This window comes from Paenibacillus taichungensis (assembly GCF_013359905.1).
Lineage (GTDB): Bacteria > Bacillota > Bacilli > Paenibacillales > Paenibacillaceae > Paenibacillus > Paenibacillus taichungensis.
This window is the reverse complement of the sequence record NZ_JABMCC010000101.1, coordinates 146,346-173,334: the sequence shown is the minus strand read 5'-3', so window position 1 is coordinate 173,334 and position 26,989 is coordinate 146,346. Positions and strand designations below refer to the sequence as shown.

25 protein-coding genes and 1 pseudogene are annotated in these 26,989 nt (G+C 48.4%); 23 read left to right on the top strand and 3 right to left on the bottom strand.

Features of this window, described 5'->3' with window-relative positions:
• Positions 1-29: 29 nt before the first annotated feature.
• From essC to HP548_RS34070, 10 genes and pseudogenes are all read left to right on the top strand, one after another.
• Positions 30-4,034 carry a type VII secretion protein EssC gene (essC, locus tag HP548_RS07475; protein WP_175381322.1) on the top strand — a complete coding sequence of 1,335 codons (4,005 nt, stop codon included), beginning with the start codon at positions 30-32 and terminating at the stop codon, positions 4,032-4,034.
• 16 nt (positions 4,035-4,050) lie between these two features.
• Positions 4,051-4,881 (top strand): hypothetical protein, encoded by an 831-nt coding sequence (locus tag HP548_RS07470; RefSeq protein ID WP_109999890.1) that lies wholly within the window; start codon positions 4,051-4,053, stop codon positions 4,879-4,881.
• Positions 4,882-4,887: 6 nt separating this feature from the next.
• A complete protein-coding gene (locus tag HP548_RS07465; RefSeq protein WP_063566322.1) occupies positions 4,888-5,436 on the top strand; it encodes a WXG100 family type VII secretion target in 549 nt (182 codons plus the stop codon).
• 194 nt (positions 5,437-5,630) lie between these two features.
• Entirely contained in the window at positions 5,631-5,906 is a 276-nt protein-coding gene (locus HP548_RS07460; protein ID WP_017689071.1) for a WXG100 family type VII secretion target, read from the top strand.
• Positions 5,907-6,063: 157 nt separating this feature from the next.
• Positions 6,064-8,154 (top strand): serine/threonine-protein kinase, encoded by a 2,091-nt coding sequence (locus tag HP548_RS07455; RefSeq protein ID WP_175381321.1) that lies wholly within the window; start codon positions 6,064-6,066, stop codon positions 8,152-8,154.
• Between the two features lie 33 nt (positions 8,155-8,187).
• Complete coding sequence (locus HP548_RS07450) at positions 8,188-8,940, top strand: vWA domain-containing protein (protein WP_064639011.1); 753 nt, start codon at positions 8,188-8,190, stop codon at positions 8,938-8,940.
• A gap of 11 nt (positions 8,941-8,951) precedes the next feature.
• The gene (locus tag HP548_RS07445) at positions 8,952-9,794 is read left to right on the top strand and encodes a protein phosphatase 2C domain-containing protein (protein WP_175381320.1); all 843 of its coding nucleotides are present in this window, start codon (positions 8,952-8,954) and stop codon (positions 9,792-9,794) included.
• Between the two features lie 189 nt (positions 9,795-9,983).
• Positions 9,984-10,790, top strand: a complete 807-nt coding sequence (locus tag HP548_RS07440; protein WP_076289576.1) for an SDR family oxidoreductase — start codon at positions 9,984-9,986, stop codon at positions 10,788-10,790.
• A 179-nt stretch (positions 10,791-10,969) separates the two neighbouring features.
• Complete coding sequence (gene hrpB, locus HP548_RS07435) at positions 10,970-13,486, top strand: ATP-dependent helicase HrpB (protein ID WP_175381319.1); 2,517 nt, start codon at positions 10,970-10,972, stop codon at positions 13,484-13,486.
• A 256-nt stretch (positions 13,487-13,742) separates the two neighbouring features.
• Positions 13,743-13,952: pseudogene (locus HP548_RS34070) on the top strand (general stress protein); the annotation flags it as partial.
• Between the two features lie 530 nt (positions 13,953-14,482).
• Here the strand turns inward: HP548_RS34070 and HP548_RS07425 are convergent.
• The gene (locus tag HP548_RS07425) at positions 14,483-14,893 is read right to left on the bottom strand and encodes a YidH family protein (RefSeq protein WP_175381318.1); all 411 of its coding nucleotides are present in this window, start codon (positions 14,891-14,893) and stop codon (positions 14,483-14,485) included.
• 61 nt (positions 14,894-14,954) lie between these two features.
• On the opposite strand from HP548_RS07425, the gene HP548_RS07420 reads away from it, so the two are divergent.
• Positions 14,955-16,100 (top strand): acyltransferase, encoded by a 1,146-nt coding sequence (locus HP548_RS07420; RefSeq protein ID WP_175381317.1) that lies wholly within the window; start codon positions 14,955-14,957, stop codon positions 16,098-16,100.
• Positions 16,101-16,115: 15 nt separating this feature from the next.
• On the opposite strand, the gene HP548_RS07415 is transcribed toward HP548_RS07420, so the two are convergent.
• Positions 16,116-16,328, bottom strand: coding sequence for a hypothetical protein (locus HP548_RS07415; RefSeq protein WP_175381316.1), 213 nt, complete (start codon positions 16,326-16,328; stop codon positions 16,116-16,118).
• 92 nt (positions 16,329-16,420) lie between these two features.
• On the opposite strand from HP548_RS07415, the gene HP548_RS07410 reads away from it, so the two are divergent.
• The 6 genes from HP548_RS07410 to HP548_RS07385 all read left to right on the top strand — a co-directional run bounded on the left by HP548_RS07410 (position 16,421) and on the right by HP548_RS07385 (position 21,095).
• Positions 16,421-16,795: a helix-turn-helix transcriptional regulator gene (locus tag HP548_RS07410; RefSeq protein ID WP_063563231.1), complete on the top strand. Its 375-nt coding sequence runs from the start codon at positions 16,421-16,423 to the stop codon at positions 16,793-16,795.
• 2 nt (positions 16,796-16,797) lie between these two features.
• Complete coding sequence (locus tag HP548_RS07405) at positions 16,798-17,799, top strand: Gfo/Idh/MocA family protein (RefSeq protein ID WP_076289581.1); 1,002 nt, start codon at positions 16,798-16,800, stop codon at positions 17,797-17,799.
• A gap of 292 nt (positions 17,800-18,091) precedes the next feature.
• The gene (locus tag HP548_RS07400; protein ID WP_076289582.1) at positions 18,092-18,532 is read left to right on the top strand and encodes a ribonuclease; all 441 of its coding nucleotides are present in this window, start codon (positions 18,092-18,094) and stop codon (positions 18,530-18,532) included.
• 17 nt (positions 18,533-18,549) lie between these two features.
• Positions 18,550-18,825 carry a barstar family protein gene (locus HP548_RS07395; RefSeq protein WP_099853184.1) on the top strand — a complete coding sequence of 92 codons (276 nt, stop codon included), beginning with the start codon at positions 18,550-18,552 and terminating at the stop codon, positions 18,823-18,825.
• A gap of 189 nt (positions 18,826-19,014) precedes the next feature.
• A complete protein-coding gene (locus tag HP548_RS07390) occupies positions 19,015-20,301 on the top strand; it encodes an MFS transporter (RefSeq protein WP_175381315.1) in 1,287 nt (428 codons plus the stop codon).
• A gap of 110 nt (positions 20,302-20,411) precedes the next feature.
• Positions 20,412-21,095: an ArsR/SmtB family transcription factor gene (locus HP548_RS07385; protein WP_090949185.1), complete on the top strand. Its 684-nt coding sequence runs from the start codon at positions 20,412-20,414 to the stop codon at positions 21,093-21,095.
• A 159-nt stretch (positions 21,096-21,254) separates the two neighbouring features.
• Here HP548_RS07385 and HP548_RS07380 read toward each other — a convergent pair whose 3' ends face one another.
• Positions 21,255-21,821 carry a TraR/DksA C4-type zinc finger protein gene (locus HP548_RS07380; protein ID WP_076289586.1) on the bottom strand — a complete coding sequence of 189 codons (567 nt, stop codon included), beginning with the start codon at positions 21,819-21,821 and terminating at the stop codon, positions 21,255-21,257.
• Positions 21,822-22,026: 205 nt separating this feature from the next.
• Between HP548_RS07380 and HP548_RS07375 the strand changes: the two genes are divergently transcribed.
• From HP548_RS07375 to HP548_RS07350, 6 genes are all read left to right on the top strand, one after another.
• On the top strand, positions 22,027-22,404 hold the full coding sequence (locus HP548_RS07375) for a DivIVA domain-containing protein (RefSeq protein ID WP_024630343.1): 378 nt from the start codon (positions 22,027-22,029) through the stop codon (positions 22,402-22,404).
• A gap of 62 nt (positions 22,405-22,466) precedes the next feature.
• Entirely contained in the window at positions 22,467-22,901 is a 435-nt protein-coding gene (locus HP548_RS07370) for an Rrf2 family transcriptional regulator (protein WP_113052552.1), read from the top strand.
• 41 nt (positions 22,902-22,942) lie between these two features.
• A complete protein-coding gene (locus HP548_RS07365; protein WP_090949187.1) occupies positions 22,943-23,440 on the top strand; it encodes a metallophosphoesterase family protein in 498 nt (165 codons plus the stop codon).
• 231 nt (positions 23,441-23,671) lie between these two features.
• Positions 23,672-24,586: a sugar phosphate isomerase/epimerase family protein gene (locus HP548_RS07360; protein WP_175381314.1), complete on the top strand. Its 915-nt coding sequence runs from the start codon at positions 23,672-23,674 to the stop codon at positions 24,584-24,586.
• Positions 24,583-25,755: a Gfo/Idh/MocA family protein gene (locus HP548_RS07355; RefSeq protein ID WP_175381313.1), complete on the top strand. Its 1,173-nt coding sequence runs from the start codon at positions 24,583-24,585 to the stop codon at positions 25,753-25,755. Before HP548_RS07360 ends, HP548_RS07355 begins: the two co-directional genes overlap by 4 nt.
• Before the next feature lie 53 nt (positions 25,756-25,808).
• Positions 25,809-26,906, top strand: coding sequence for a Gfo/Idh/MocA family protein (locus HP548_RS07350; protein ID WP_175381312.1), 1,098 nt, complete (start codon positions 25,809-25,811; stop codon positions 26,904-26,906).
• The last annotated feature ends 83 nt before the right edge of the window (positions 26,907-26,989 follow it).

Sequence of the window (26,989 nt, the reverse complement as noted above, 5' to 3'; positions counted from 1 at the left end):
GCAATGAAATATAAGGAGGTCTTCTCTTCGTGAATGTGTTATATCAGCGTTCTCCAAGAATGACACCGGTTCTCAAGGAAGAAAGGCTGGAAATTCTAAGGCCTCCTGCAGAACCAAACAAACCTACATTTTCAATGATTTCTATTATTGTACCGATCATGATGACGATGGTCAGCATCGGTTTCTACGTATATATCAATATGAGCGGCAAAATGAACAATCCAAATTATATGATGTTTCAGATGATGACGGTTATGATGATGCTTACTTCATACACGATTCCGTTTTTTGTATATCTGAGCAACAAGAAGTCCTATCGCAAAAAGTTGGAAGAGCGTACTACCATGTATCGTGCACAACTGGAGAAACATCGTGAAGAGCTGAAGGAAGCTCAAGCGGAGCAAGTGAAGAGTCTGTATGAAATTCATGGGGATCCCAATGTATGTCTTCAGTTGGTGAAGAATCGCAACAGTTCGTTATGGGAACGTTCCCCGGAAGATGATGACTTCTTGCAGGTGCGAATCGGCACAGGCGAAATTCCGTTTCGAATCAAACTTCAGGTTCCTCGTGTGGACGGTTATGAAAAGGATGAGTTAATTGAAGCGGCTCATGAATTGGCAGCTGAGTTCGAGACGGTGCCCGAAGCATCGATTACACTGCCCTTATTTCAGTCGAAAGTGATGGGGTTGGTCGGCAATCGTGAGGAAGTACTCGCTTCATTGCGCGTAATTATTTCACAACTGACCGTCCGTCATTCACCGGATGAATTAAAGATTGCTGCCTTTTATGAAGAAAAGGAATCCAAGGAATGGGATTGGCTGCGCTGGTTGCCCCACATTTGGGATGAAGATCAGGGACAACGCTATATGGCCGACAGGCACAGCGGTGCGCATCAATTGGCGGACAGCTTGTTTTCCGTGTTGAACCGACGGCGCAATAATAAGGAAGATCGCTACAAGAAAACCGTGCAAACTCCTTGTTATGTGGTGGTTCTCTCGGATACGCAATTAATAGAAGAAGAGCCGTTGCTTCCCCTGCTGCTGGAATCAGCTCAGGAGATCGATGTATGTACCATCATATTGGCAAACCGTAAGGAATCGCTACCCATGCATTGTCAGTTAATTATGGAGGCTTCCAAAGGCAAGGGGCTTTATATCAAAAAAACCGAGGATGCTGACGTGATCAGGCAAACATACACGCCAGATGTGATTTCCAGAGAGTCCGCAGAGGCGCTCTCGCGTTATATGTCACCGATTCGTCTGAAACGTTCATCCGCTTCGGATATACCTCAGGTGCTTCCGTTGTTCGACATGTTAAGCACATCACGAGTAGAGGATCTGGATGTGGTCACACGCTGGAGCCAGACACGATATCCGGACACACTTCCCGTACCTATGGGCGTGCGAGCTGGCGGCAAGAAAATTGCGATTAACTTACATGATAAAATCGAACGTCAGGGGCACGGCCCACATGGTCTGATCGCAGGGACAACGGGTTCGGGCAAAAGTGAAGTCATCCAGTCAATTGTGGCTTCTCTGGCTGCCGAGTTCCATCCACATGATCTGGCTTTTATGTTAATTGACTATAAGGGCGGAGGCATGTCGAATACATTTGTGGGCTTGCCTCACGTCGTCGGCACGATCACCAATCTGGATGGGAATTTGATTGAACGAGCCAATATCTCACTGCGGGCCGAACTGGTCAGAAGGCAAAAAATATTAAATGATGCAGGAAATCTCCAGCACATTGATGAGTATTACAAAATTCTGCGTTCCAGACATGAACAGCCGTTGCCGCACTTAGTTATCATCATTGATGAGTTTGCGCAATTGAAGCGGGATCAGCCGGAGTTCATGGATGAATTAATCAGCATAGCGGCCATCGGTCGGACACTGGGTGTACATCTTATATTGGCAACTCAGAAGCCTGCAGGTGTGGTCGATGATAAAATCTGGAGCAATTCGCGTTTCCGTATCTGTCTTCGCGTTCAAAGCGAAGGGGACAGTCGGGATATGATCAAAATTCCGAATGCGGCCTGGATCACCAAGCCTGGTCGTGGATATTTCCAGGTAGGCAGTGATGAAGTATTTGAGGAAATGCAATTCGCCTGGAGCGGTGCGCCGTATAATCAGCAGGAAGATACAACGACGGTACTGCCTGTTATGGAAGTTCGTTTGAATGGGAAACGGGAACCACTATTGACTGGAGAGCGCAGGGCTGTGCTCAAAGGGGAGGATGCGCCCAAGCAGCTTCAGGTATTTATTGATTATGTGGCAGAAGCGGCAGCAGAGGCGGGGATCACCCGATTACCTGGGCCCTGGTTGCCACCCTTGCCTGAGACACTGGAATGGGAAAGCCTCAATGACTGGCAGGAAGAAGAGAATCGTGAAGTATTGCTTGACGGCGGTGCCGCTGGCCTGAAACCTATAGTTGGCCTGCTGGATGATCTGCCTAATCAACGACAGCAGCCGCTCGCACTTCCGGTGGATCAGGGACATCTGGTTGTATACGGTATGCCAGGTCTGGGGAAAACGACGTTTGTGCAAACCTTGTTGATGTCACTGGCCCGTTCTAAACGGACTGAACCTTGGCATGGCTATATTATTGATATGGGGCGGATGATGAAGGATTTCGCAGGTTTGCCTCACATCGGTGCGGTAATGATGTCTGAAGAGGAAGATCGGATCAAGCGGTTATTCCGATACATCCTGAAACTGTGTGCACAACGCAAGGACATGATCTCGGAAGCTGGGGTTAAGACAATATCAGCTTATCGTCGTACAGCTCATGCAGCCGTGCCGCAGATTGTAGTTGTTATCGATGGTTATCTTTCTTTCCGAAATGCGTATCCCGAGGAGAATGAACTTCTGGAAACGATTCTTCGTGAAGGCGGCAGTTTGGGAATCACGTTTATTCTCACGGCCAACCGTGTTACGGATGTATTTGAGAAATTCAGAAGTAATATTCCTAATGCGGTTTCGTTTGAATTATCTGATCCAAGCGACTATTATTACGCAGTGGGTCGGCCGTCCAAGGCACCTAGCCAGCTTCCACCTGGAAGAGGACTAGTCAAAGGACAGGTTCCTCCATTGATGTTCCAGGCGGCTTTGCCGTCATCCGGAGCAGATGAAGGCAAGCGTTCTTCCGCTCTGCGCCGCATGATTGCAGAGATCAGAGAAAGCTGGAACGGAGAAGAAGCGCCGCAGATTGCGCCGCTCCCGGAAGAGGTTAAGCTCAAAGATGTGCTTATCCGTACAGGGACCTTCGGGCAAGTCGGAGACGTATCATCCTTAACAGTACCCGTAGGTTTGCTGACTGATGATCTTGAACCCTTCCAGCTGAATTTGCGTGAAGGGCCACATTTCATGGTTACGAGTCCGATGGAAGGTGGAAAAACGACATTTTTGCTGACCTGGATGTTATCACTTGCCTATCATGCGTCTCCTGAAGACGTGCAAATATACACGGTAGATATGCGGTATGGTTCCGGAGGACTGGGGGAAATCAGCAGTTTGCCCCATGTCCGCGGACATGTATCCCGTGAAGAACAGCTTGCACCTGTGATCCAACAGTTGTACGATGAAGTTCTAAAAAGAGGCGAGTTAACCGGTGGACCGGAGATCGTTCTTGTTATTGACGATGCGGATACGTTATCCAAGCAATTAAATGATTTTAACGTGAAGGATCAATTGGGAGTGATCGTTCGTCAAGGACGGGATCGAGGTATACATGTGATTCTGTCAGGAGTTCCGGCAGACTTTCCAACCTTTGGTTCTGACTGGGTGAACGATGTGAAGGCTTCCCAGAGCGGATTGTTGTTCGGGACTTTAGACCCTAATGATCTCTCGTTCTTCCGTATTCCTTATTCGGAATCCGGTGGGAGTTCAAATGGGCTGAAGGTACTGCCTCCGGGTCAAGGTTATTATGTTAAACGTAAATATTCCAGGGTTAAAGGTGCAATTCCATGTGATGGCACCTGGAAAATGACTGATTGGATTTCTGAAATTCGTGACCGATGGCATGTTGTAGTTTGAGGGGAGGTGGCTCATAATGTTGACGGTTCATGATTCCAAGCAAAAGGTAGTCACTTTGCAAATAAAAGAGCTTTTTTTCCTGGCCGGGATTCTCGGTTCAGACCGATTGCTTGGCGTGGAAGATCCGTTCCGCGGATATATGGCGGAAGACATTGCTTTGGAGTGGGAACGTGTGAAAACATCCCTGCTTGACAAAGGATATCTGATTCAGGATCAGGACAGCAATGAGCTGATCATGACACCGACCGTTTTCTCCAGGGTAGCCATTGCGGGACTGTCCGACAGGGCTTGCTGGATTCGCTACACGCACAGCGGCAAGTCGTATGAAAGTTATGTGCACTGCACGGATGAACGGGTCGTTGAAGTATCTCGTGTTGCAGACGAACCGGATTCGTTCCGGCTGAGTGATTTGGGGAATGTTCGTGAAGCGATTGATTTTCTGATTCAACGGATGAATTGGAGTGGTCATTCTCCGGCGGAAAAGCCGGCTCTGATGTGCTCCAAGAAAAAATTCTATGATGTGATGAATGATCTGAAGAACAAAGAATTACAGGCAGTGGCTGATGAGTTGGTACAAGAGACGAGCGATCCCGAGGGGTCACTTGCGCTTGCGCGCTGTCTGGTGAACAAGGAATCAGAAGGAGAACTGCGGTTGCTTGTATGGAACGGAGAAGGATGGAAATCACAGTCTGCGGCTTTTGCTGCAAGTACGGTATCCAACTGGCTGTTTCGCATGAGTACTGCGGCCTCGGATGATTGGCTTGTTGCAGCACTGACGACGAGAGAACAGTTTCACGAGATGCTGCTGGACTGGCTTAAACAGCCTGCAGGGGAAGAGGAAAGGTGATGGTAAATGCGCATTCGTGTGGAACCGGATGTGCTTCGGGCACTGAGCAGGCAGATTCAGTATGCGGCGGAGCAAATACAACAAAAGATGACAGTATTGGATCAGGCCATTCATTCGTTGGAGTGGGATCTTGAAGCCCGCGCCGCGATCATGAATGAATGGAATCACAGTAAGCGACTCTGCGAAGCGGCAGTACGTCGTTTTATGGACTTGAGCGTACAGCTGGGACGCAAGGCCTTGTTATTCCAGCAGGTGGACATGGAGTATCGTACAGTGTTGAGTCATGTGAACACAGCCTATGGCAATGCGGTCAATATGTTGAATGTTCTTCAGACGGAGCGTGCAGGGGAGATTATGCCTGCGCATTCGGCAACTGCTGCTGTTGTATCCGATCCATTTTCCGCGGTAGCGGCAGTGTACCGTGTACAGGATGCCGCACCGCCTGATGGCTCACCGGCGACCCTGATTCAGGCTATGCAGCCTGAACCTGTGGCGTGGAGATTCACAGATCCCTCCTTTCGTGGGAGAAGAGGAACCGAACCTGTGGTTTCCTGAGCTCACGGAGGACAAGGTTGAATAAGCAAGACAGCAGAAAGTGAATTTTTTTATAAATAGGCTGTTAGGGGAAGTTTCGAATGCCAAAAATGGGGTAAATAGGATTAGGTCCTTCGGCTTTTGTCCGATCGATCCTTGTATAGTACAATTTGAACAAGCGAATTTAATTGCACAAACCAAGGAGGAATTTACAAATGGCAGGACGTATTTTAGTTACCCCAGAACAGCTTGATCAGGTTTCCAACCAATTTAAACAAAGCGGTGAGCAAAGTCAGCAAATCGTTTCTACATTGACTCAATCCATCACAAGCATGGAAGGACAATGGGAAGGTATGACGAAGCAACGCTTCTTCCAGGAATTCCAGGAAGCTAGCAAACAAATGCAATCTTTCGTTCAGACGCTGAATAGCATCAGCGCGGAACTGACGGCTATTGCCAACAAATTCCGTACGGCTGACCAAGCTCGCTAATCTGCGATACATAGTTCGGGCAGGTTCCATATCCGAATTCGCCCAGAATCATATGCAGGAAGCAAGCTGAAGATTTACAACTACAGCAAAAACCGGGCGTTTTCACAACACCCGGTTTTTGTTGCACTATGACAGAATGACAGAGAGAGGGATGAGCATGTCTTTTCAACCAAATCCCGGGGATGAAGTGGTGATTAACGACATTGCCTATATCATTGGGCAGCATCCGGCTGCACCTGGCCTGGCTTACGCCCAAGCTGGAAGGCAGGGTATCGTCTATCAGTTGTTACCCCGTAACGGTTCCATAAGTGGGGCTAAAGCACTAAAAGTATTTTTTCCTAAATTCCGTATCCCGGCTATGGTGTATCAGTCTGAGCATATGGAGTCTTATAGTGAACTGCCAGGTTTGCAGGTATGCAAGCGTGATGTGCTCACTCCGGAAAGAAACGGAGCGCTCATTGGAGAACATCCTGATCTGTTGTATGCGGTATTGATGCCGTGGGTGCATGGTCTGACCTGGTTCGATGTAATCAGCGATCAGAAGCAGCTGACAGCAGAGGAAAGTCTGAAGCTGGCGAGAGCTCTGGCCGGGACCGGTTCAGCCATGGAACAGCGTGGGCTGGCTCATTGTGATTTGTCCGCACCCAATGTGATGATTCCGTTTTTTTCCGAAGTGGAGAACCTGCGAGGGGTTTCAGCAGTAGAATTGGTAGACGTTGAACAGATGTACGGTTCCAGAATGGATCGTCCGGATGCTTTGCTTGCCGGCTCACCGGGCTATGCGGCCCATCGGACAGTGAACAGCGGTTTGTGGAGTGCGTATGCCGATCGTTTTGCCGGAGCAGTTATCATTGCTGAGATGTTAAGTTGGTCTGATGCAGCGATTGTGGAAAAAGCATGGGGAGAAAGTTATTTTGACCAGCACGAAATGCAGACGGTAAATGAACGTTATTATGCCATGAGAGAATCGCTCCAGAAGCGCTGGGGCTCCAAGGTGTCAGATCTGTTTATTCGTGCCTGGGAGAGTCATGATCTCAGCAGCTGCCCTACGTTTGGCGAATGGTTTGTGGCGCTGGCTGCTGTGGATATCCATCTGGCAAGCGCAGCATCTGTTGAAGAATCTGAAGTTAAGGTTTCAGACCAGACAAATGCAGTCAAGACGAACCCGATTAAAGGGACTGGAGCAGCAAGCGATATATCGGATAAACAGGGAATTACGGATCAGAACGTGCCCTGCACGGAACCTTCACCTGGTCAGGAAGCGGTAGTCAATCGTCTCTTCCTTCAGGCGAGAGCATTGGAGGATGAAGGCAAACCGGCTGCGGCGCTCGAAGTGTATCGTTCACTACATCATTTCATTCCGGATAACAGTGCGATGCAGGTGGAAGTTGAGGCTGCGATTCAAGAGCTGGACGCGAAGCTAAATCCCAAGCATGATGATGCAGCTCAGCCAGCCAAGATACCTTTTTACCGATCCAAAAAGTTTATGATTTCTTCGGCGGTGCTGATTGTTCTGCTAGCTGGAACCGTACCAACGGTTAAAATATTGGCCGATCAGGCTGAGGTTAAACAGAAGGAGCAGGCGGCGGCTGCCAAGCAGGCTGAACAAAAGGCTGCGGAAGAGGCCGAAGCTGCGAGGCTGACTGCTCTAAAGCAGCAGGAAGAAGAAAAGAAACAAAAAGCGGCAGATGCGGCGAAACTGGATGCAGAGGAAAAGAAAAAGCTGGCTGAAGCGGAGAAAAAGAAGGCAGAGGCCAAGAAGAAAGAAGAAGAGCGTAAAGCACTTCAGGCCAAGTATGATAAGCAAGCGAAATATGAGGCTTATCTGGCCAAGCAGAAACAACAGAAGCTTGAAGCAGCCAAGAAGGCTGAACAGGAAAAGTACGACAAACAGGCGAAATATGAGGCTTATCTAGTCTGGAAAAAAGAAAATGACGCCAAAATTGCGAAGCAGGAAGCGGAGCGTAAGGCAGCAGCCGAGGCTCAGCGCAAACAGGAGGCGGCTCAGAAAGCTGCGCTCAAGAAAAAACGTGCCCAGAATGTCGTCACACTGATTGCCCATTACAATAAAGCGTATAATGCGCAAAAAGGCAGAAAAATTGAGAATGCCGAATCCTACGCGCGTGATTTTAAAAATCTGTACAATACCGATGCTACCTATTTCAAAGGTGTAGGTAAAGTGGCAGCACGAATGAATGCAATCAATAAATTCCTAAGCAATACGGATTATACATTACCCAACTTGTAAAATAACGTCAACGACGGAGGTGACACATCCCAGATGAACTATACTATTCAAGCATCCCAGCGCACACCCGCACTGATTATCTATCTAATTGATATTAGCGCCTCCATGAACATGGTTCTGGACAACCGTCGGCGGATTGATGTCGTCTATGATGCCTTATCTTTGGCTATTCGCCAAATGGTGTTTCGTTCGACCAAGGGCAACCGACTGACACCCCGTTACAGGATCGCGATTCTGGCATACAGCGACGATGTGTACGATCTGTTGAACGGGATAAAAGGAATTGACGAGATCGCTGCTGTAGGTTCCTTACCCGACTTAACACCGAAAAGATTCTCGGATTCAGCGAAAGCTTTCTTGCAGGCCGAGAAAATTCTGCAGGCTGAAATTCCAAATATGCAGGATTGTCCTGCACCGCTTGTATGTCATATGACCGATGGGGTAGCTACAGGCGAAGATCCGGAGCCCATTGCCAAAAGAATCATGGGTATGAGCGTGCCTGATGGCAATGTACTCGTCGAGAATATTTTTATATCCGATCATCTGCTGGAGGGCCCCATTCCGGAGCCACGAAGATGGAAGGGAATATCCCAGGAGACAGTCCTCCAGGATGAACATGGGGAAAAGCTGCGCAATATGTCCTCGGTTCTGCCGGAAAGTTATCGTGAAATGCTGGTTGAGGCGGATTATTTGCTTTCACCTGGTGCATTGATGATGCTTCCTGGTACTTGTGCAGAACTGGTATCCATCGGGTTTCAGATGTCCGCTGCTACGCCTGTGAGATAGGAGGGGAAATCATGAGAGCGATGCGTTTGGCAACATTGTCTGCTGGAGATAAGGGAAGCCGTGCGGACCATTATCAGGGCAACTTTCGCTATGTGAGTGTCCAGACCAGGGAACAGCCGTTGACCCGATATCAAGGTACTTTCAAGTGCAGGTACGGTTATGGAAGAGCGGCGGAGACTGTTAATCAAGGAGACACCGGACAGGATTTTGCTGCTGTTCGCATGAATGGTAATGTATGTACTTTCGTATTATGTGATGGGGTAGGCATGAGTTACCTTGGTGATTTTGCTGCACGCTTTCTGGGGAACGCCTTGTTGGAATGGCTGGAAACGACACAGCATCCTTCTTTGGATACTATGGAGCGTCTGCTTCATGATTTGACCAGTCCGGCATCCGAACAGCTGGAGAAGTTGCAGCCTTTGGAAAATTCACCTGTACTGCTGCGGGAAGTGCTGATGGAGAAGCGGAGCAAGGGAAGTCAAGCCATGTATGTGTGTGGACGCATCGAGCTCTCGGCGGGCAATCGAAAAAGCAAAGTGTGGTTAGCCTGGCAAGGGGACTCCCGCATCCGTCTCTGGCGTAACGGTCAAGAACAATCGGCAGCATTTCAGGTGAACTGCCGTACGAATGAACGTTGGTCTACACTGGAGGGTCCGGTTGGTGGCCAACCGCATATCTATGAGGCTAAACTGTCTGCCAATGAAGTAGTTCGTCTTCAACTGTACACGGATGGCCTGAATGACCTGGATGCGATTCAGGCTTATATACCAGATGAGCACATCCAGGTACTGCTGGATGCCAGACATACCGGTGGGCTTGAAGATGATGCCGCTTTCATTGAGCTGGAATGGTAAGGTCGGGTGAAGCATTACGGGATGATCTGATCATGCTGCTAAAAATGGTGAGCCTCAACTGCGAAAAAACTTATCCGTATTGATTTAAAAGACACTCTTTTTGGGTAATCTTGTGAAGAATCTACTTACAGATATTGCATGAACGTACATTCTTACATAATTACTGAGCGAGAAGGAGTGGAATGGATAATGACACAACATAACGGCAAACCAAGATTCGAAGGCAAAGTCGCCATTATTACAGGTGCTGGTTCGGGGATTGGCAAAGCGGCAGCACTCAAACTGGCGAGTGAGGGAGCACATGTTGCACTGCTCGATCTGGTTAATGATCGGATTTCGGAGACGGAAGCCGAAATTAATAAGCTGCGTGCAGGTGCGGCAAGAGCATTCGATGTAGATATTTCCGATCCTGCCCGGGTGGAAAAAGCAGTTCTGGAGACCATTGAATTGTTCGGCGGTCTGGATATTGTTTTTGCCAACGCAGGTATTAATGGTGTATCGGCACCGATTGAAGAAATTCAGGTTGAGGATTGGCAGCAGATTATTACGACCAATCTGAACGGGACTTTTTTTACGATCAAGTATGCACTGCCTCATATGAAGAAACGTGGTGGCGGTAGTATCATTATTACGAGCTCCATTAATGGTAATCAGCGCTTCTCCAGCTTTGGCATGTCGGCGTACAGTACATCTAAGGCAGGGCAGGTTGCTTTTGCGAAGATGGCTGCGCTGGAATTGGCGAAGTTCAAGATTCGTGTCAATGTCATCTGTCCTGGAGCGATTGCCACAAATATTGACCAAAGTACGGTCAAAACGGATGAGTTGCATCAAATCGTCATTCCGATGGAATTTCCGGAAGGCCAGCAACCGCTTGCGGACGGACCGGGTCAGCCAGAGCATGTCGCTGATCTCGTAGCTTTCCTGGCTTCTGCGGAGTCCAGACACATTACAGGTGCGGAAATTGTCATTGACGGTGCAGAATCTCTGCTGAGCTAAATGAGCATTTTGTATCCATCCATAGAGCGACTTTCAATCAGCGTCGTGAACAAGTTAAATGGAAGGATGTAAAATGTTGAAAATGGATGTATCTATGAAGTCGTTCCTCTGGAACGGCTTTTTTTGTTATAATGCTAACATTCGAATAGACACGTGGAACATTAATTAGGAGAGATGAGATGAAGACGGATTTACCGATACAACAGATTATTCCTGAGCTGAGGTTGTTATTTCAGGAGAAGGATACAGGTGTGTTAATTGCGGAGCCGGGTGCGGGTAAAACGACCGTAGTCCCGCTGGCACTGCTGGAGGAGCCATGGGTTGCTGGACGGAAAATCATTATGCTGGAGCCCCGCAGGCTCGCCGCTCGCTCGGCAGCTGCACGAATGGCAGCTTCACTAGGTGAAAAAGCAGGACAGACCGTAGGGTATCGGGTGCGGATGGATACGCGTGTAAGTCAGTCCACTCGCATAGAAGTGGTGACGGAGGGTGTATTGACCCGGATGCTTCAACAGGACCAGGGCCTGGAAGACACGGCGATGATTATCTTTGATGAATTTCATGAGCGGCATCTACATGGTGACCTTGGTTTAGCGCTTGCGCTTGAATCCCGGGCCATGCTGCGTCCAGATCTGAAACTGCTGGTGATGTCGGCCACACTGAACCCGGCTCCTGTCTGTACGCTGCTTGGTGAGGGGACCCAATGGATTGACTGTCCTGGACGAACATTTCCGGTGGAGACCCGATATGTATCCAAACCGGCATCCGAGCAGATCGAAACTTTTACGGCTGAGGCCGTCGTTAAGGCATTGGCAGAACAGGAAGGGGATGTGCTGGTTTTCCTACCGGGTGCAAAAGAAATCCATCGCACAGAGCGAGAGCTGTCCAACCGTATGATTCCTGCTTATGTTGAGGTACATGCTCTATATGGCAGCATGCCTGTAGAACGGCAGGATGAAGCTGTGCGACCCGCAGATGAAGGTAAACGGAAGGTTGTGCTGTCCACGTCGATTGCCGAATCCAGTCTTACCTTGGCTGGAGTCAAAGTCGTGGTGGACGCAGGGCTGAGCCGTGCGTCTGTATTTTCGCCGCGGACCGGCATGAGTCGGCTCGTTACCCTGCCGGTATCCAAGGCGTCAGCCGATCAGAGGCGAGGGCGCGCGGGGCGGATTGCACCGGGCGTGTGTTACCGGCTATGGAGCGAAGAGGCCCATGGCGCGTTGCCTGAGGCAGCAAAGCCGGAGATTGCCTCCGCGGACCTTGCGCCGCTGGCGCTGGAGCTTGCCGCCTGGGGTGTCCAGTCCCCTGCAGAGCTGCAGTGGCTGGACACCCCGCCTGCCGCAGCCTACGGCCAGGCACAGGCGCTGCTGCGCCAGCTGGGCGGCCTGGACGAAGCAGGCCGCATCACGCCCTTCGGGCGGCGGATGAACACGCTTGGCGTGCATCCGCGACTGGCCAGCATGCTGCTCCGCGCGGCGGAGCTTGGGCTGGCCAGCTACGCCAGCATGCTGGCGGCACTGCTGCAGGAGCCTGCGGGCCTCCGCAGCAGTGGCAGTGCAGGCGCGGACACCGATCTGCGCCCGCGCGTGGAAGCGCTGCTGACTGCGGACAGCAGCGCTATGCCGCAAGCGGCAGCGTCTGTCGCAGACGTCGCTGCCGTGCGGCGCATGCTCCTGGAGAGCCGCCAGCTGCGCTCGGCGCTCGGCCCGGCGGCCGATCCGGTACGGCCGGATGAGGACAGCTGCGGATGGTTGCTGTCCTTCGCTTATCCGGACCGGATCGGGCAACGCCGGGAGGACGGCCGCTATCTGCTGAGCAGCGGCCGTGGGGTACGGCTCGCAGCGACAGAATCGCTGAGCCGTTCAGCCTATCTGGTCGCAGCCGAAGCCGACGACCAGGGCGCGGATGCGCGCATCCTGCTGGCTGCGCCAGTGCAGGAGAAGAGATTGCTGGACTTGGGTCCACATCTGTTGCATGAAGAAGTTCAAGTGGCCTGGGACCGAAACACCCGCAGTGTGCGAGCACATAGAAGGCTGCAAATTGGAGCCATTACGTTGAAAGAGAGCAGTATTGCACAGCCACCCGAAGACCAGGTGCTCGAAGCATTACTCTCAGGAATACGTATCGAGGGGCTGGATTGCCTGCCCTGGACAAAATCATCGCGACAGCTGGCGGACAGGATGCGCTTTTTGCATCATCATTTGCCAGAATGGCCTGATCTTATCGAAGATCATCTGACCGAAGAACTGGCAGAACATCTCAGCCCTTTTCTGACAGGTATGCGATCTGCTGCGGATCTCAAGAGATTGGCGATGCAGGATGTGCTGCTCGGCGGACTGAGCTGGGAACAGCGACAGCAATTGGATCGTGAAGCTCCTACACATATTCAGGTGCCTAGTGGTTCACGTATTCCAGTGGACTATAGCCGACCTGAAGATCCTACGCTCGCGGTGAGACTGCAGGAGATGTTTGGACAGCAGGAGACCCCGCCTATTGGTGGTGGTCGAGTACCACTGACCATACATTTGCTTTCCCCGGCGCAGCGGCCTGAACAGGTCACACGAGATCTGGCCAACTTTTGGCGGGAGACTTATTTTGAGGTGAAGAAAGACTTGAAAGGTCGTTATCCCAAACATTATTGGCCGGATGATCCGCTCGAAGCGATAGCGACTAACCGGGCTAAACCACGAGTTTAGCTAGAATGTGTTTTCCAGCCTCGGTCTGAGAGTTGGGTCTGAACGTGCTCTGAGTGGGCGAGTATGCGATCGGCGGATTTGTGTCTTGAGTACTAACGAACCACGTGCAGGCCCTAGCGCGGTGACCCGCTGTATATCAATGGTCGGTCATTCTCCTAGTCCTTTAAGGATATGATATTGCGGTGGAAGGGTTTGAAAGAAAACAAGGCGGGTAATAACATAGCGAACCACTCAATTAGATGAGGAGGGATTCACTATGCAGAAGAAAATCGTAGGTGTGTTTAATACAGAACGTGAGGCATCATCCGCAATCGAGGGACTGAAAGCGCAAGGATTTACTTCAGATGAAATCTCGGTAGTTACACAAGATCGAGATGAACTGAAAGCTATTCGCGAAGAGACGGGTACAAAAGCGCCCGAAGGTGTAGCTGCAGGTGCGGCAACAGGCGGAGTGCTAGGTGGAGTAGCTGGATTGCTCGCTGGTATTGGCGCATTGGCGATTCCGGGCATCGGTCCTATTCTGGCCGCAGGCCCTATTGCCGCAGCCTTTACGGGTGCAGCTGTAGGTGCAGGAGCAGGCGGACTTGTAGGTGGACTCGTGGGTCTCGGCATTCCGGAAGAGGATGCAAGACAGTATGAGGAATACGTGCAAAGTGGTAAAATCCTGCTACTCGTGGACTCTACGGATCGGGACACGGATGTTTATGACGTGTTTAGCAGTAACAGTTATGTGAACCGGGACAGAATCGATGTCAATCGGGATGATGTTACGGTTGAGCGCACGGATCTCGATATGGAAAATCAAAGATTGGAAGCTCGGGATAAGGCCGCTCGACTTGGCAACAATACTTTTCTATAATAAATCGGTTCAGTAAAGACAGGAATCTTCAACTGGAATGACATAAGTGAGCCACCAGGTGGTCATCAGCCGGTTTCCTTTAGAGGAAGCCGGCTTTTGTCCCTGTTTTAACTTCCTGCTGTAGCAAGGTTCAGGTGTTAAACCTGCCAGGCAGGGAATAACAATACATACAGTAATACGGCCAGGGCCAGTCCGATCACCAGTAGCATCAGCGTCAGGAACCGAATCAATTTCGTGGATGCCTGGAATGATTGTGAATTAATCTGATTGCGTTTTCGGTGATAAGCGGAAGCAGAGCACAGGATGATCAGAATACCGCTGACCAAGGAAGTAATACCAATGATGATTGCTGCGATATGGGCCATCCGATCATAGGCCGTTGAACTGAAGCCGAAGCCGGCTGCAAGAAAGCCAATGCCAACCATGGCAATGCCGGTACGAACCCAGGCCAAAAAGGTCCGCTCGTTAGCCAAATGCTGTTGTACATATTTGGAGTCAATGGTAGTTATGCTTTGGTCTGTATCTGAGATGTGAATCACCTCGTTCATCAATATATGGCTTCATTGTACGTCGTTTTCATGGCAAAACCAAGAAAGGAGGCTGTCTGTTATGCCTCGTAAAGAACGAATTACAGAAATCGAGAGTCTGAGGGGAATTGCTTTTGCGGCGGTCGTCCTTCAGCACTCCATAGCACATTATTCCGTGGTCCCAGAAGCGGGACTGGAAGACGGCGTATTGCTCGCGATCCTGCTAATGCTGTCCAAATTTGCAGTACCCCTGTTTATTTTCATCACAGGTATGGTGCTTTTCTATAATACAGGAGACAAGTTGCATTATGGACGTTTCATGCAAAAGCGTTTAACCGATGTCATCGTCCCCTATATGATCTGGTCACTGATCTACTTCACACTCGCGCCTCGCGGCTGGAACGGATTTGGTTGGCAGGATATCCCTGACCTTGGTTTAAAATTAATCACGGGTAAAACGACCTCGCATTTTTGGTACATTATTATGCTTATTCAGTTTTATCTGTTGTTTCCCCTGTTTTTGCGAGCAATCCGTTATGTCTATAACCGATATGAGGCGAAGGGGCGCACAATAGCTTTTCTGATTTCCGGTGTGGTGTACCTTGTGCTCGCGGATCAATTGCGAAATATCGCCAGGTTTATGGAATGGTTGAATGTCCCGGTGCTGACCGATGCCTTTACAACCTATGCCGATCGAAATTTTCTGTATTTCTTTTTTTATTTTGTGCTTGGTGCGGTAGCCGGGCTATCGGTTCAACGCTGGAATGAGTGGATTCTACGTTTGCGTTGGGGATATTGGACCGTGTTTATTGTCCTTGGTCTTCGGTTTATATATAAGTTAATGCAGGAGTTCCAGAAGCCGGAGGGTATACAGATTACCTTCTATACCGTTAGTCTCATCCGGCCGGATATGATCTTATTCCTCATTGCTTCCATCATGGTGATGTACCAGTTGGCTGGCAAGCTCCACAATATCAGAGTAACAAGATTGCTGGCGTGGATTGGCGGGGTGTCATACGGGGGCTACCTGATGCACATGCTGATGTTGCGCTACAGCTACATTCCGGATGAACAGTTTTATGTGGCATGGGGATTAAACCCCGTAGTGCGTACAATCATCACCTGGCTGCTTGCGCTTACGTTATCCTGCGTACTCACATGGCTCATCTCTCGCGCAAGCTGGGGCAAGTGGATTGTGGGAACCGTACCGAAGTCCAAACCTGATTAACAGGTGAATACATCATTATATGAAAAATTCAGAACAACATTGAGTTTGGGGCAAAAAAATGAAGGCAACAACCTGAAAAAAAAGTGACGCCAATACCATGATAAACACTTTTGAAATAAATTTTAAAATTTCATTACATGAAAAATTCATAATAGAAAACCCAAATTCTCGCTCTACCTTACGTTCCTGCCTATCCATCATTTCTCCTTCTTGCTTTCCAATTTCCATGGACTAAAGGAAGAAAGACGGATAAAGATGGCAGAAGGGGAACGTAAGTTTTATAATACTAGATATATAGAGCTGACAGGAGGGGAATGAACGTGGCTTTTATGATTGCGCAGCGGGCATTTATTAAGCTGTATCTGATTACCATGGTTGAACAGCATAGGGGATACGGCTATGAAATGCTGGAGGCAATGAAGCAGGAATTCAAAGCCTACGGTTATGTACCACCCCAGAGCGAGATATACCGGGCGCTGCATGAATTGGTTCAACAGGGTGTCTTTTATCGTACGAAGAAGCTGAAGGGCAGTGATCCCAAAGTCGATTTTCAGGAAATCGTTTTATATCACTTCACGGATGATGGTGCGGAGAAAGCTGAATTATATAAAAAACAGGTTAAGGCCGATCTCGATCGTTGTCTCGGCATGTTACACAAGGCAGAAGAGGACAATTACGGAGTGAAAGGAAGATAAGCATGGACAGACACTTACAGTGGGGTGTACTTGGTACATCTACAATCGCGAAAAATGCAGTCATTCCGGCGATTCAACAATCCGAACGTGGTGAAGTCTTGGCGATTGCCAGCCGCAGCAAGGAGAAGGCGGAAGCTCTTGCGAATGAACTCGACATTGCCAGAGCGTATGGTAGTTATGATGAACTCATTGCGGACCCGGATATTGAAGCTGTGTATATTCCTCTGCCGAACCACATGCACAAGGAATGGACAATTAAGGCTGCTCAGGCTGGAAAACATGTATTATGTGAGAAACCAGCTGCTCTGAATTCAGAGGAAGCGGCGGAAATGATTGAGGTATGTCAACAGCACGGCGTACTGTTTGCAGAAGCCATTATGTATCGATACCATCCCAAGCATAGACGTGTGCAAGAGATTATAGCCAGTGGGGAGATTGGTACGGTCAGAGCCCTCCATGGCAATTTCACATGTAATACTGCTGACGATAAAGATAATGTAAGGTTCAAAAGGGAGATGGGCGGAGGATCATTATTTGATCTTGGCGTATATCCTATCTCGGCAGCTCGTATGTATCTTGGGCAGGAGCCGGAAGCTGTAACGGTACACGCTCTATTTTCGGAAGAGCATGATGGCGTCGATATGATGGCTTCTGGACTTGTGGAGTTTCCCAATTCAGTAGCATTAACGTTTGACTGCGGCATGTGGGCCTCTGGACGAGCCGAGATGGAGATTCTCGGTACCGATGGGCGGATTGAACTTCCTAAGGTGTTCGGCTGGGAGAATAGTGATATTCCACCACAGATTATCGTGCACACCGATTCCGTCAGCCGTGAGGAACGTGTATCGGTGTCCAACTCCTACGTTTTGCAGGTGGAGACCTTTGCAGCCGCAGTGCTTGAAGGAAAAGAGTTACCGTTTAGTCCGCAAAATACCATTCAGAATATGCGTGTTATTGATGCATGTCTGGAATCGGCAAGAACCCGTCAACGGGTGCAATTATAGATTAAAGCAAGAGCTAACATGATAGCATGATAGATGATAAGAAATGATCGAAATGGTAGACTCCATCCGCGGGATGTGAGTCTTTTGTTATATTTAAATGTTATATTTATATATTTTTACAATAATAACGGTTAAATTTGATATTCCCTCCAAAATGATGTGATATAAATAGTAAATAGATGGCTTGTTCACTATAATCTAGCAGAACGTACATCCTGGCAGAATTCACATCTCATATCACTTACATAGTGGCAACGTTCATCCATTTTAGAGTCATTGGGAGGCTGGATTTATGAAAAAGTTTTTGTCTTCAGCTCTGCTTGCGGTTATGTTAACGATTGTTTTCTTCACAGGTTCACAGATCGCTCCGGTTGGACAACAGAAGGCTTCAGCTGCAACGTGTACCATTATCAATACGTTTACTGGTGTGGCCAACTATCTCAGCGCTAACGGACAACTGCCATGTAACTACATTACCAAAGCACAGGCAACGGCACTAGGCTGGGTATCGTCGCAAGGTAATCTCGCTACGGTCGCTCCAGGCAAAAGTATCGGTGGAGACGTATTTAGCAACCGGGAAGGCTTGCTTCCAGCAGCGAGTGGCCGCACTTGGCGTGAAGCGGATATCAACTACACTTCCGGTTTCCGTAATTCTGACCGTATCCTGTACTCCAATGACGGCTTGATTTACAAAACGACAGACCACTATGCATCCTTTACTCGCTTGAAATAAGGAAGGACAAGACAGACATGAAGAGGGTAGTACTTAACGGTGAGGACTTTTACAGCACGACAGAGTTACATGAGCTATTGAAGCAAAAGCTTGAACTGCCAGACTTTTACGGTGCAAATCTGGACGCCTTGTGGGACTGCCTTACAGGCATGATTGAGCTGCCGCTTGAATTAATCTGGACGAACTACCAGATCAGCAAGGAACGGCTGGGTAGTGAGGCAGAGAAGGTGTACCAGTTGATGCTAGAGGCGGATGAAGAGAGTATTGGATTTCAATTCAAGACTGAGGACTAGTACATGAACTACGAATCATAGCAGCAAATATTGGTGCACAGAGAACAGACCCTTCGGTCTGTTTTTTTGTATTTTATAGGGATATACACAACGTTAAAAATATTTTCACGAAAGGGTTGATTTTCGCATATCATACGTTAAAATAAAATTAACATTAAAAATATTTTCACGTTGAGAGGCGGAGTAATCATGAGCGAAGGTACAGTCGCACACAAACAAGGGATCGGGGAATTAATTCGGATTAAACCATATGTGCAGTTTATGGTGAGCAAGGTAGTATCCAGATTCGGCGATTCGATTGATTCCATTGCCTATAGCTGGATGGTGTACATTCTTACAGGTTCAAAGCTGCTAATGGGAACACTGCTGGCTGTTAACTTTTTGCCGAGTATCTTTCTGGGGCTGTTTGTCGGCGCACTGGTTGATCGCATGTCGCCCAAAAAGGTGATTGTGCTCACGAATACTGGTCGAGGATTATTTGTTGGCATTACAGCACTATTGTTTGGTCTGGGTGAACTGCAAGTCTGGCATCTGTTCGTCATCACCATTTTGAATTCCCTTCTGGAATGTTTCGCGTCACCCGCAGAGGTATCCAGTGTACCGCGATTACTTCCCAAATCAATGCTGCTGTCTGGTAATGCCATGGCCTCATCTGCAACCCGGGTTGCAGAACTCGCAGGACTTGCAGTGGCGGGAACGTTAATTGCAACGGCAGGGATTACATGGACGATATTAATCGATGCGGGCTTGTTTGCTTTAAGTGCACTCCTGATGAGCCGTGTGGGGTACCCGAAAACTAAAACATCATCTAACAATGAAAATAAAACATTAGAATCATCTGATTCTCCTCCAGCAAGAAAAAGTATATTTTCTGAAATGACAGAAGCCTTTCATTTTATGCGTAAACATGTGTTGTTACTGATCGTTTCCATTCTGTTTGCCTTCGTTAACTTCTGTCTGATGCCATTCAATGTTCTTCGCACGCCATATGTCATTGAAACGTTGCACGCCGGAGCAGGAGGGTTAAGTCTACTCAGTGGGCTGATTGTGGCAGGCATGGTACTGAGTGGCTTGTGGCTGTCTCACCGAGGATCGAATTACCGTAAAAGTGTGCTGGTCATCGTCGGCATTGTCATGTTGGGGCTCAGTTATGCCATGACTGCAATCCCGGCTTACATGACGTCCTACCAGCTGCCTGTTGCTGCTGCCTTTTGTCTGATGATGGGCATGGGGATTCCACTCGCTACAACACCCCTTGCGTCCTATCTGATGGAAGTTACGCCTTCCGATATGCTTGGCAGAGTGTATGCCCTTCAAAGTATGCTCGTTGTGAGTGTTGCTCCATTAGGCAGCTTGGTTTCAGGAGCCCTTGCCGATTGGGTGGCATTGCCGATTCTGTTTATCGTGTTTGGTGTTTTGCTTGCTATGTCAGCCGCTTTGGTACTTCTGAGCAAGACTTTCCGCACCGTTCTATAAAAAGGCTTCAGGAAGCCTGTTATCTTCAGCCTATTTTGACCGAAACCCTGTTCGGACGGTATAATATACACATGATGGGCAACAGGTACCCCGGAAATGAGGATACAGGTATGCAGCGCAAAGTACTTTCAACGATTGAAGAAATCAAGGTCTACTCCGATCCGTATCGGATACAGATCATGAATATGTTTAATAAACAGGGTAGACCCTCTACGGTTAAAGAGATCGCAGACCAGATGGGCGAAGTGCCAGCCAAGGTACATTATCATGTGAAAAAACTGGAGAAAATCGGTCTGCTCACCATCGTATCCACTCGTGAAATTAATGGAATCATCGCCAAATATTACGAGCCCTTCAAGGGAGAAATTCAGCTCCGTAACGAAGATGAAGAGAATTCACCTTTGAAGGAGGTATTTCGTTCCGAAACCTTCAAATTGTTAAATGAAATGTTTGAGCAGAGCCGTCGGCGATTCATGAATCAGGCGGAAAACGGGGACCGTATGTTTATCTCAGATATGACGTTGTATGCTAGCCGGGAAGAAGTAGAGCAGTTGTACAACAACATTACGAAGATGTGTGAACCCTATTTAACGAAAGACAGGCATGATGCGGACCAAGAGGTCTTTCATTTATTCAGTTCCCTATCCAAAGATACGGTGAATAAGCCTGCTTCGGGAACCACTGGGAAATTGAAAAAGAAGGCTTCACCCGATAAGGGCAAGTCCGCTGCCAAAACGTCAAGACCTGCTAAAAAGCAGAAGGAATCCTCGTCTGGTGGTCAGGCGGAAGAGTAACCGAAGCATATTCATCGGCTTTATTGAAGTTCCGTCTGTGTAAAGATGATATGCTGGACCAAGAAAAAAAGCCGCCATTGGCGGCTTTTTCATGCGTAATTTGGCATGGTGAAAGACATGTACCTATCTAAGCGTAAACGACCTTAATTCGTTCATAAACTACATGTTTTCATCATAATCTTTCACGTCACGTTTGGCTGCAGTTGCGGGGGAGTTCGATGTGCCATATTCCTCGACGGCTTCCCAGGCGTCAGCGTTATCGAACTTGCCAGCATTGCGCTGTCTTACTTCACCGGCACCACTTGGCGGCATCGTCATGACTTCCTCCTCAACGGGCCGTTCGTTGCTTAACTCGCGGTTAGGCGTATCATCGATACAGTAGGCTGTGTAAGGGATCGCTTCGAGTCGTTCAAAGGGAATATCCTTACCACAGGTCACACATGAGCCATACGTTCCCTGTTCGATTCGCTCCAACGCTTCATTCACCTGGTTGAACTCGTCGGTTAACGTATCATCTATCGCCAAGTCACGGCTTCGCTCAAACGTCTCCGTACCAGCATCTGCTGGGTGATTATCGTATGATGACAGCTCGCCAGTTGAATCTTTCAGGGACTCGGCTGGAGCACCGTCTTCCATGCTGGATTCAAAATGACGCTGTAGGTTTTCACGTTGTTCCAAAAGAGCGTTTTTCAGCTCTTGAAGTTGATCTTTGGTTAATGTACTCATAAGGACATGCTCCTTTCCCGCAATGGGGTTGTAGTCAGTCCTTACCCGAATTTCATAAGAAGCAATCAGTTTCATGTGTAAAGAGGGTCGTTCGATTTTATATCTGACGGATAATGTGTTATAAAAAATATAGAGAGAAAATGCGGCGGTATCGAAGATCTTCTTGTGCTTACCGCGGCGCGTTTGATAATGGAGGGTTGTCAATATGGATGAGCATATGAAACGAAGATTGGACAAACAAAGACAATTGTTCAAGCAATTGGGCGTGCAGCTCGACGCTTTATCGATTCATGAAAAACAATTCAATTATAAACTTCGTGGTTATGATCCGGATGAGGTGGATGCCTATCTAGATTTGGTTATTAAAGATTACGAACGTTTCTATGCCAATATAGCGGATCTGATGGACAAGTGGCAAGAGCAGCAGTTAACGATTCGGGATCTGAAGTCATCGGCAAAGCCAGTGGAAGATCCAACGAAGATTGATCGCAAACAACTGGATGATATTGTGAAGCAATTGGAGTACAGCGTTCGGCAATTAAAAATCCGGGCACGCCCTGAACAGGACCTGTTTTCCGAGTAAGTCTACACATCTGGGATGATATAAAATCAGCATTATAATGCTCAAATAAAAGGTGGTTAATCATGAGTACTCATTTTTCGGTCAGTGTGCATTGTTTGTTGTTGTTGTCTTTCAGCGCGCCTGAACGAATCACTTCGGCACTGATTGCAGGTAGTGTGAATACCAACCCTGTTGTGGTCAGACGTATTCTCGGCGGATTGAAAAAGGCAGGACTTGTGGACTCCTCACCGGGAACAAGAGGATTTTACCTCGCCAAGCCGTCAAGCGAAATCACATTAGCCATGATCTATCAGGCTGCCAAGGATGAAGGCCCATTGTTTCCGATTCACGGTAACTGTAATCCGAATTGTGATGTTGGCCTTCGTATTGATAGCCTTTTGACCAATCTGTATCAGGTTGCCGAAGCAAAGGTGGAACAGTTTTTCGCATCCATTACCCTTGAAGATATGGAGCGTTCCTGTTCCCAACTTGAAGTTCTTCCATCACATGCCGAATAAAGCATAATGTAAGGAAAAGGGAAGGGAAGGTGTGCTGTACTATGAAAATTATTGTCATCTCGGACACTCATTTACCTCGAAGAGCACGTAAATTACCCGATCCCTTGGTTGAGGCGCTATCAGATGCTGATCTGATTCTCCATGCGGGAGATTGGTCGGACTGGAGTGTACACAAGCTGCTCAGCGCTTATGCACCCGTTGAAGGTGTTGCCGGTAATACGGACCCACCTGAAATAGGTCAAAAACTCGGGTTCTCCCGCATCGTTGAAGCGGACGGTTTACGTCTTGGTCTTGTACATGGTCATCTGGGATCGAAGTCTACAGAGCAGAATGCGATCCACACTTTTGCAGGACAGCAGGTGGATGCTGTGATTTTTGGACATTCGCACATTCCTGTGATGCATACGGTCAATGATGTGCTGATATTTAATCCGGGCTCTCCTACGGATCGGCGCTTTCAGCCCCAATATTCTTTTGGTATCATGACTACACATTTAGGGAAATTGCAGGCGGAACATGTTTTTTATGATGTAAAATAGAAGTAGCAAACCAGGCATCTCGAATCAGAAGGATCTTCTGTTATTCGGGGTGCTTTTTGCTATGTATGCAATCAAAAGGGAACTTGCAAGTTATCTCTGAATGGGGAATATGGTCTGCTGTTTATCTGTCATTCATCTCTTCTCGTTGCCCCCTATGGAGGCCTTCGTATGAATGATACAATGCGTTTACAACAATAAATTGAATACGTTTACATAAGGAGATGAATGTTGATGAAATTGTCTGTATTCACTGTTGCCACACCGGACTTGACCGCAGAAGAATTGGCTTCTGCTGCAGCCGCAGCAGGCATTGAAGGGATCGAATGGAGATATCGTGGAATACCGGCGGATGCTTTGTCCGAAGAACCTTCTTATTGGAGACATAATCGTTGCTCGATAGATCCGGATCAATGGGAGGAACAGGTACCTGCATTTTGTGAAGCGGCAAAAAAGCATGGCAGACAGTCGATTGCATTGGTGCCATATCTGAGCTGTGGAGATCTGCTTGCCACGGAGCAAGCATTTCAAACGGCACAAGCCTTAGGGGCATCCATGATGCGTGTTGGGGTTCCCGGCTATGATCGCAAAACCAGCTATCCTGAATTATACAAACAAGCTGTGCATTATCTGAATGAGGTTCAAGAGATGGCCCAACAGTATAAGGTAAAAGCTGTAGTAGAGACCCATCACCAAACGATTGCCCCCACTGCATCACTGGCTTATCGGCTCGTGCAATCGCTGGATTCACAGCATGTAGGAGTATTGTACGATCCAGGTAACATGGTCCATGAAGGATATGAGAACCATCGTATGGGACTGGAATTACTGGGACCTTATCTGGCACATGTGCATGTGAAGAATGCGGCCTGGTTCAAGGATGCATCTAACATGAATTCGAATTCCAGTGTGAATGAAAAAAATACAGAAATCTCGTTAACATCAAACTGGCATTGTCAGTGGGCCCCCTTGACTGAAGGCGTGGTGAACTGGTTGCAAGTATTCCGTGACCTCAAATCCGTTGGATATGATGGATATTACGGGATTGAGGATTTTAGTGGAGTCTTGGAATCGAAGGTTATGTTACAGCATTTTGCAGATGTTTTTGCCGAAATTGAACGTCGTGTGGAAGAGGAGGTACAGGTATGAGTTTGGTTCGAGTAGCCGTCATTGGAATTGGGAATATGGGTGCAGCCCATGCCAGAACGTTGGTAGCAGGAGAAGTACCTGGTGCAGAACTGGTGGCTGTGTGTGATGTGAGACAAGAAATGGAGAGCTGGGTATCCAACAACCTTCCGGCTTCAGTCACTTATTGGCAGGATGCGGAGCAGATGATGTCATCAGGGACGATTGATGCGGTAATTATAGCAACTCCGCATTATGACCATCCGGAAAAGGCCATTCAGGCTTTTCAGTATGGCTTGCATGTCATGATCGAGAAACCTGCCGGTGTATACACCAAACAGGTACGCAAGATGAATGAAGCGGCGGCTGCCAGCGGCAAAGTGTTTTCCATGATGTATAACCAGCGAACCAACCCTTTATATATCAAACTAAAAGATCTGATTGCCTCGGGAGAACTGGGTGAGATACGTCGCACCAACTGGATTATTACGAACTGGTATCGCTCTCAGAGCTATTATGATTCAGGCGGCTGGCGCGCAACGTGGGCTGGTGAAGGGGGCGGTGTCCTGATCAACCAGGACCCTCATCAACTGGACTTGTGGCAATGGACCATCGGCATGATGCCGGTGCGTATGCGTGCCTTCTGTTCATTCGGCAAATACCGGAACATTGAAGTGGAAGATGATGTAACGGCATATGTCGAGTATGAAAATGGAGCAACAGGTGTATTCGTGACCACAACGGGTGAAGCACCAGGCACCAACCGATTTGAAGTCAATGGGGATCGAGGCAAAATTGTCATTGAAGATGGTCAGTTGACCTTCTGGCGTCTTCGTGAACCCGAACCTGAATTCAATCAGAGATTTACCGGAGGATTTGGACAGCCAGAATGCTGGAAATGCGAGGTGCCAATTACGGGTGTGGAAACCGGACATCCTGGCCTGATTCGCAACTGGATCGATGCCATCCTGAACGGGACTCCGCTTATTGCTCCCGGTGAAGAGGGTATCCATGGTTTGACTTTGTCTAATGCTATGCTGCTGTCAACCTGGACGGATAACTGGGTAGATCTGCCGATCGATGAGGATTTGTTCTATGAGCATTTGCAGCAGCGGATTGCCAGTTCAAATACAAAGAAAGACAAGGCAGAGAGTGGTAGTCAACCTGTCGATCTGTCACAGACATTTAAGTAAGGTAATTGTGTAGCTGGTTATTCACGAATCCCAGACGGAAGGACGGAGAAGACATGGCAAAAGACGGAATGTTCTATGCTCCAAAGAGTCTGAAAAAAGAGGTCGTATGCGGTCCAGGTGAGTTTACCATTGCTGCTGTGGCGTTGGACCATGGACATATCTACGGTATGGTTGGTGGGCTGGTGGAGGCTGGGGCAACACTCAAATGGGTATATGATCCTGACCCGGCTAAAGTCGAGGCCTTTCGGAAACAGTTCCCACACGCACAGATCGCGGCATCTGAAGCGGAGGTACTTGCTGACGATGAAGTGCAGCTCGTAGCCGGAGCAGCCATTACATCTGAACGTGCGCCACTCGGTATGAGAGTCATGGCTGCAGGCAAGGATTATTTTACGGACAAAGCCCCCTTTACCACACTGGATCAACTGGCCCTTGCGCGTGAAGAGGTTAAACGCACTGGGAAGAAGTATATGGTCTATTACAGTGAGCGTCTGCACGTGGAAAGTGCAATCTATGCCGGACAACTGATCGAACAGGGAGCCATCGGCAAAGTTGTACAGGTTATGGGGACAGGGCCGCATCGATTGAATGCGGGTGGTCGGCCTGAATGGTTCTTCCAGCATGAAAAGTATGGTGGCATCCTCTGTGATATTGGAAGTCATCAGATCGAGCAGTTTCTGACCTTTGCTTCATGTACGGATGCAGAAGTGGCGTTCAGTCGGGTGAACAACTTCAATCATCCACAATTTCCGGAACTGGAGGACTTTGGCGAAGCATCACTCATCGGCAACAACGGGGCTTCAGGTTACTTCCGCGTTGACTGGTTTACACCGGATGGTTTGGGTACTTGGGGCGATGGGCGAACGATTATTTTGGGAACGGACGGATACATTGAGCTGCGTAAGTATATCGACGTGGCGAGAGAGCCTGAAGGCGATCAGGTATACCTGGTTAACCATGAAGGGGAATACCGTTATAGCGTCAAAGGAAAGGTCGGTTATCCATTCTTCGGTGAACTGATCCGGGATTGTCTCGATCGAACAGAAATCGCGATGACACAAGAGCATGCGTTCAAAGCGGCAGAACTCTGCTTGATTGCGCAGCATAAGGCAATGAGTGAGAGAGTGGTATGGAGTAGTGGTGCGAAGTAAACGCATTTATTTAAGATAGTAATAGATTATGTAGGTGGAGAGCGGCCTGATGTATAGGCTGCTCTTTTGTTTGTTGTAGTACC

Excerpts from the sequence above, each read along its gene's own strand:
- HP548_RS07465 (WP_063566322.1), top strand. The coding sequence starts at position 4,888 with ATGCGCATTCGTGTGGAACCGGATGTGCTTCGGGCACTGAGCAGGCAG.
- HP548_RS07350 (WP_175381312.1), top strand. The coding sequence starts at position 25,809 with ATGGCAAAAGACGGAATGTTCTATGCTCCAAAGAGTCTGAAAAAAGAG.
- HP548_RS07390 (WP_175381315.1), top strand. The coding sequence starts at position 19,015 with ATGAGCGAAGGTACAGTCGCACACAAACAAGGGATCGGGGAATTAATT.
- HP548_RS07445 (WP_175381320.1), top strand. The coding sequence starts at position 8,952 with ATGAGAGCGATGCGTTTGGCAACATTGTCTGCTGGAGATAAGGGAAGC.
- HP548_RS07355 (WP_175381313.1), top strand. The coding sequence starts at position 24,583 with ATGAGTTTGGTTCGAGTAGCCGTCATTGGAATTGGGAATATGGGTGCA.
- HP548_RS07470 (WP_109999890.1), top strand. The coding sequence starts at position 4,051 with ATGTTGACGGTTCATGATTCCAAGCAAAAGGTAGTCACTTTGCAAATA.
- HP548_RS07370 (WP_113052552.1), top strand. The coding sequence starts at position 22,467 with ATGAGTACTCATTTTTCGGTCAGTGTGCATTGTTTGTTGTTGTTGTCT.
- HP548_RS07385 (WP_090949185.1), top strand. The coding sequence starts at position 20,412 with ATGCAGCGCAAAGTACTTTCAACGATTGAAGAAATCAAGGTCTACTCC.
- HP548_RS07460 (WP_017689071.1), top strand. The coding sequence starts at position 5,631 with ATGGCAGGACGTATTTTAGTTACCCCAGAACAGCTTGATCAGGTTTCC.
- HP548_RS07415 (WP_175381316.1), bottom strand. The coding sequence starts at position 16,328 with ATGGAAATTGGAAAGCAAGAAGGAGAAATGATGGATAGGCAGGAACGT.
- HP548_RS07405 (WP_076289581.1), top strand. The coding sequence starts at position 16,798 with ATGGACAGACACTTACAGTGGGGTGTACTTGGTACATCTACAATCGCG.
- HP548_RS07450 (WP_064639011.1), top strand. The coding sequence starts at position 8,188 with ATGAACTATACTATTCAAGCATCCCAGCGCACACCCGCACTGATTATC.
- HP548_RS07365 (WP_090949187.1), top strand. The coding sequence starts at position 22,943 with ATGAAAATTATTGTCATCTCGGACACTCATTTACCTCGAAGAGCACGT.
- HP548_RS07400 (WP_076289582.1), top strand. The coding sequence starts at position 18,092 with ATGAAAAAGTTTTTGTCTTCAGCTCTGCTTGCGGTTATGTTAACGATT.
- hrpB (WP_175381319.1), top strand. The coding sequence starts at position 10,970 with ATGAAGACGGATTTACCGATACAACAGATTATTCCTGAGCTGAGGTTG.
- HP548_RS07425 (WP_175381318.1), bottom strand. The coding sequence starts at position 14,893 with ATGAACGAGGTGATTCACATCTCAGATACAGACCAAAGCATAACTACC.
- HP548_RS07455 (WP_175381321.1), top strand. The coding sequence starts at position 6,064 with ATGTCTTTTCAACCAAATCCCGGGGATGAAGTGGTGATTAACGACATT.
- HP548_RS07420 (WP_175381317.1), top strand. The coding sequence starts at position 14,955 with ATGCCTCGTAAAGAACGAATTACAGAAATCGAGAGTCTGAGGGGAATT.
- HP548_RS07360 (WP_175381314.1), top strand. The coding sequence starts at position 23,672 with ATGAAATTGTCTGTATTCACTGTTGCCACACCGGACTTGACCGCAGAA.
- HP548_RS07440 (WP_076289576.1), top strand. The coding sequence starts at position 9,984 with ATGACACAACATAACGGCAAACCAAGATTCGAAGGCAAAGTCGCCATT.
- HP548_RS07375 (WP_024630343.1), top strand. The coding sequence starts at position 22,027 with ATGGATGAGCATATGAAACGAAGATTGGACAAACAAAGACAATTGTTC.
- HP548_RS07380 (WP_076289586.1), bottom strand. The coding sequence starts at position 21,821 with ATGAGTACATTAACCAAAGATCAACTTCAAGAGCTGAAAAACGCTCTT.
- HP548_RS07395 (WP_099853184.1), top strand. The coding sequence starts at position 18,550 with ATGAAGAGGGTAGTACTTAACGGTGAGGACTTTTACAGCACGACAGAG.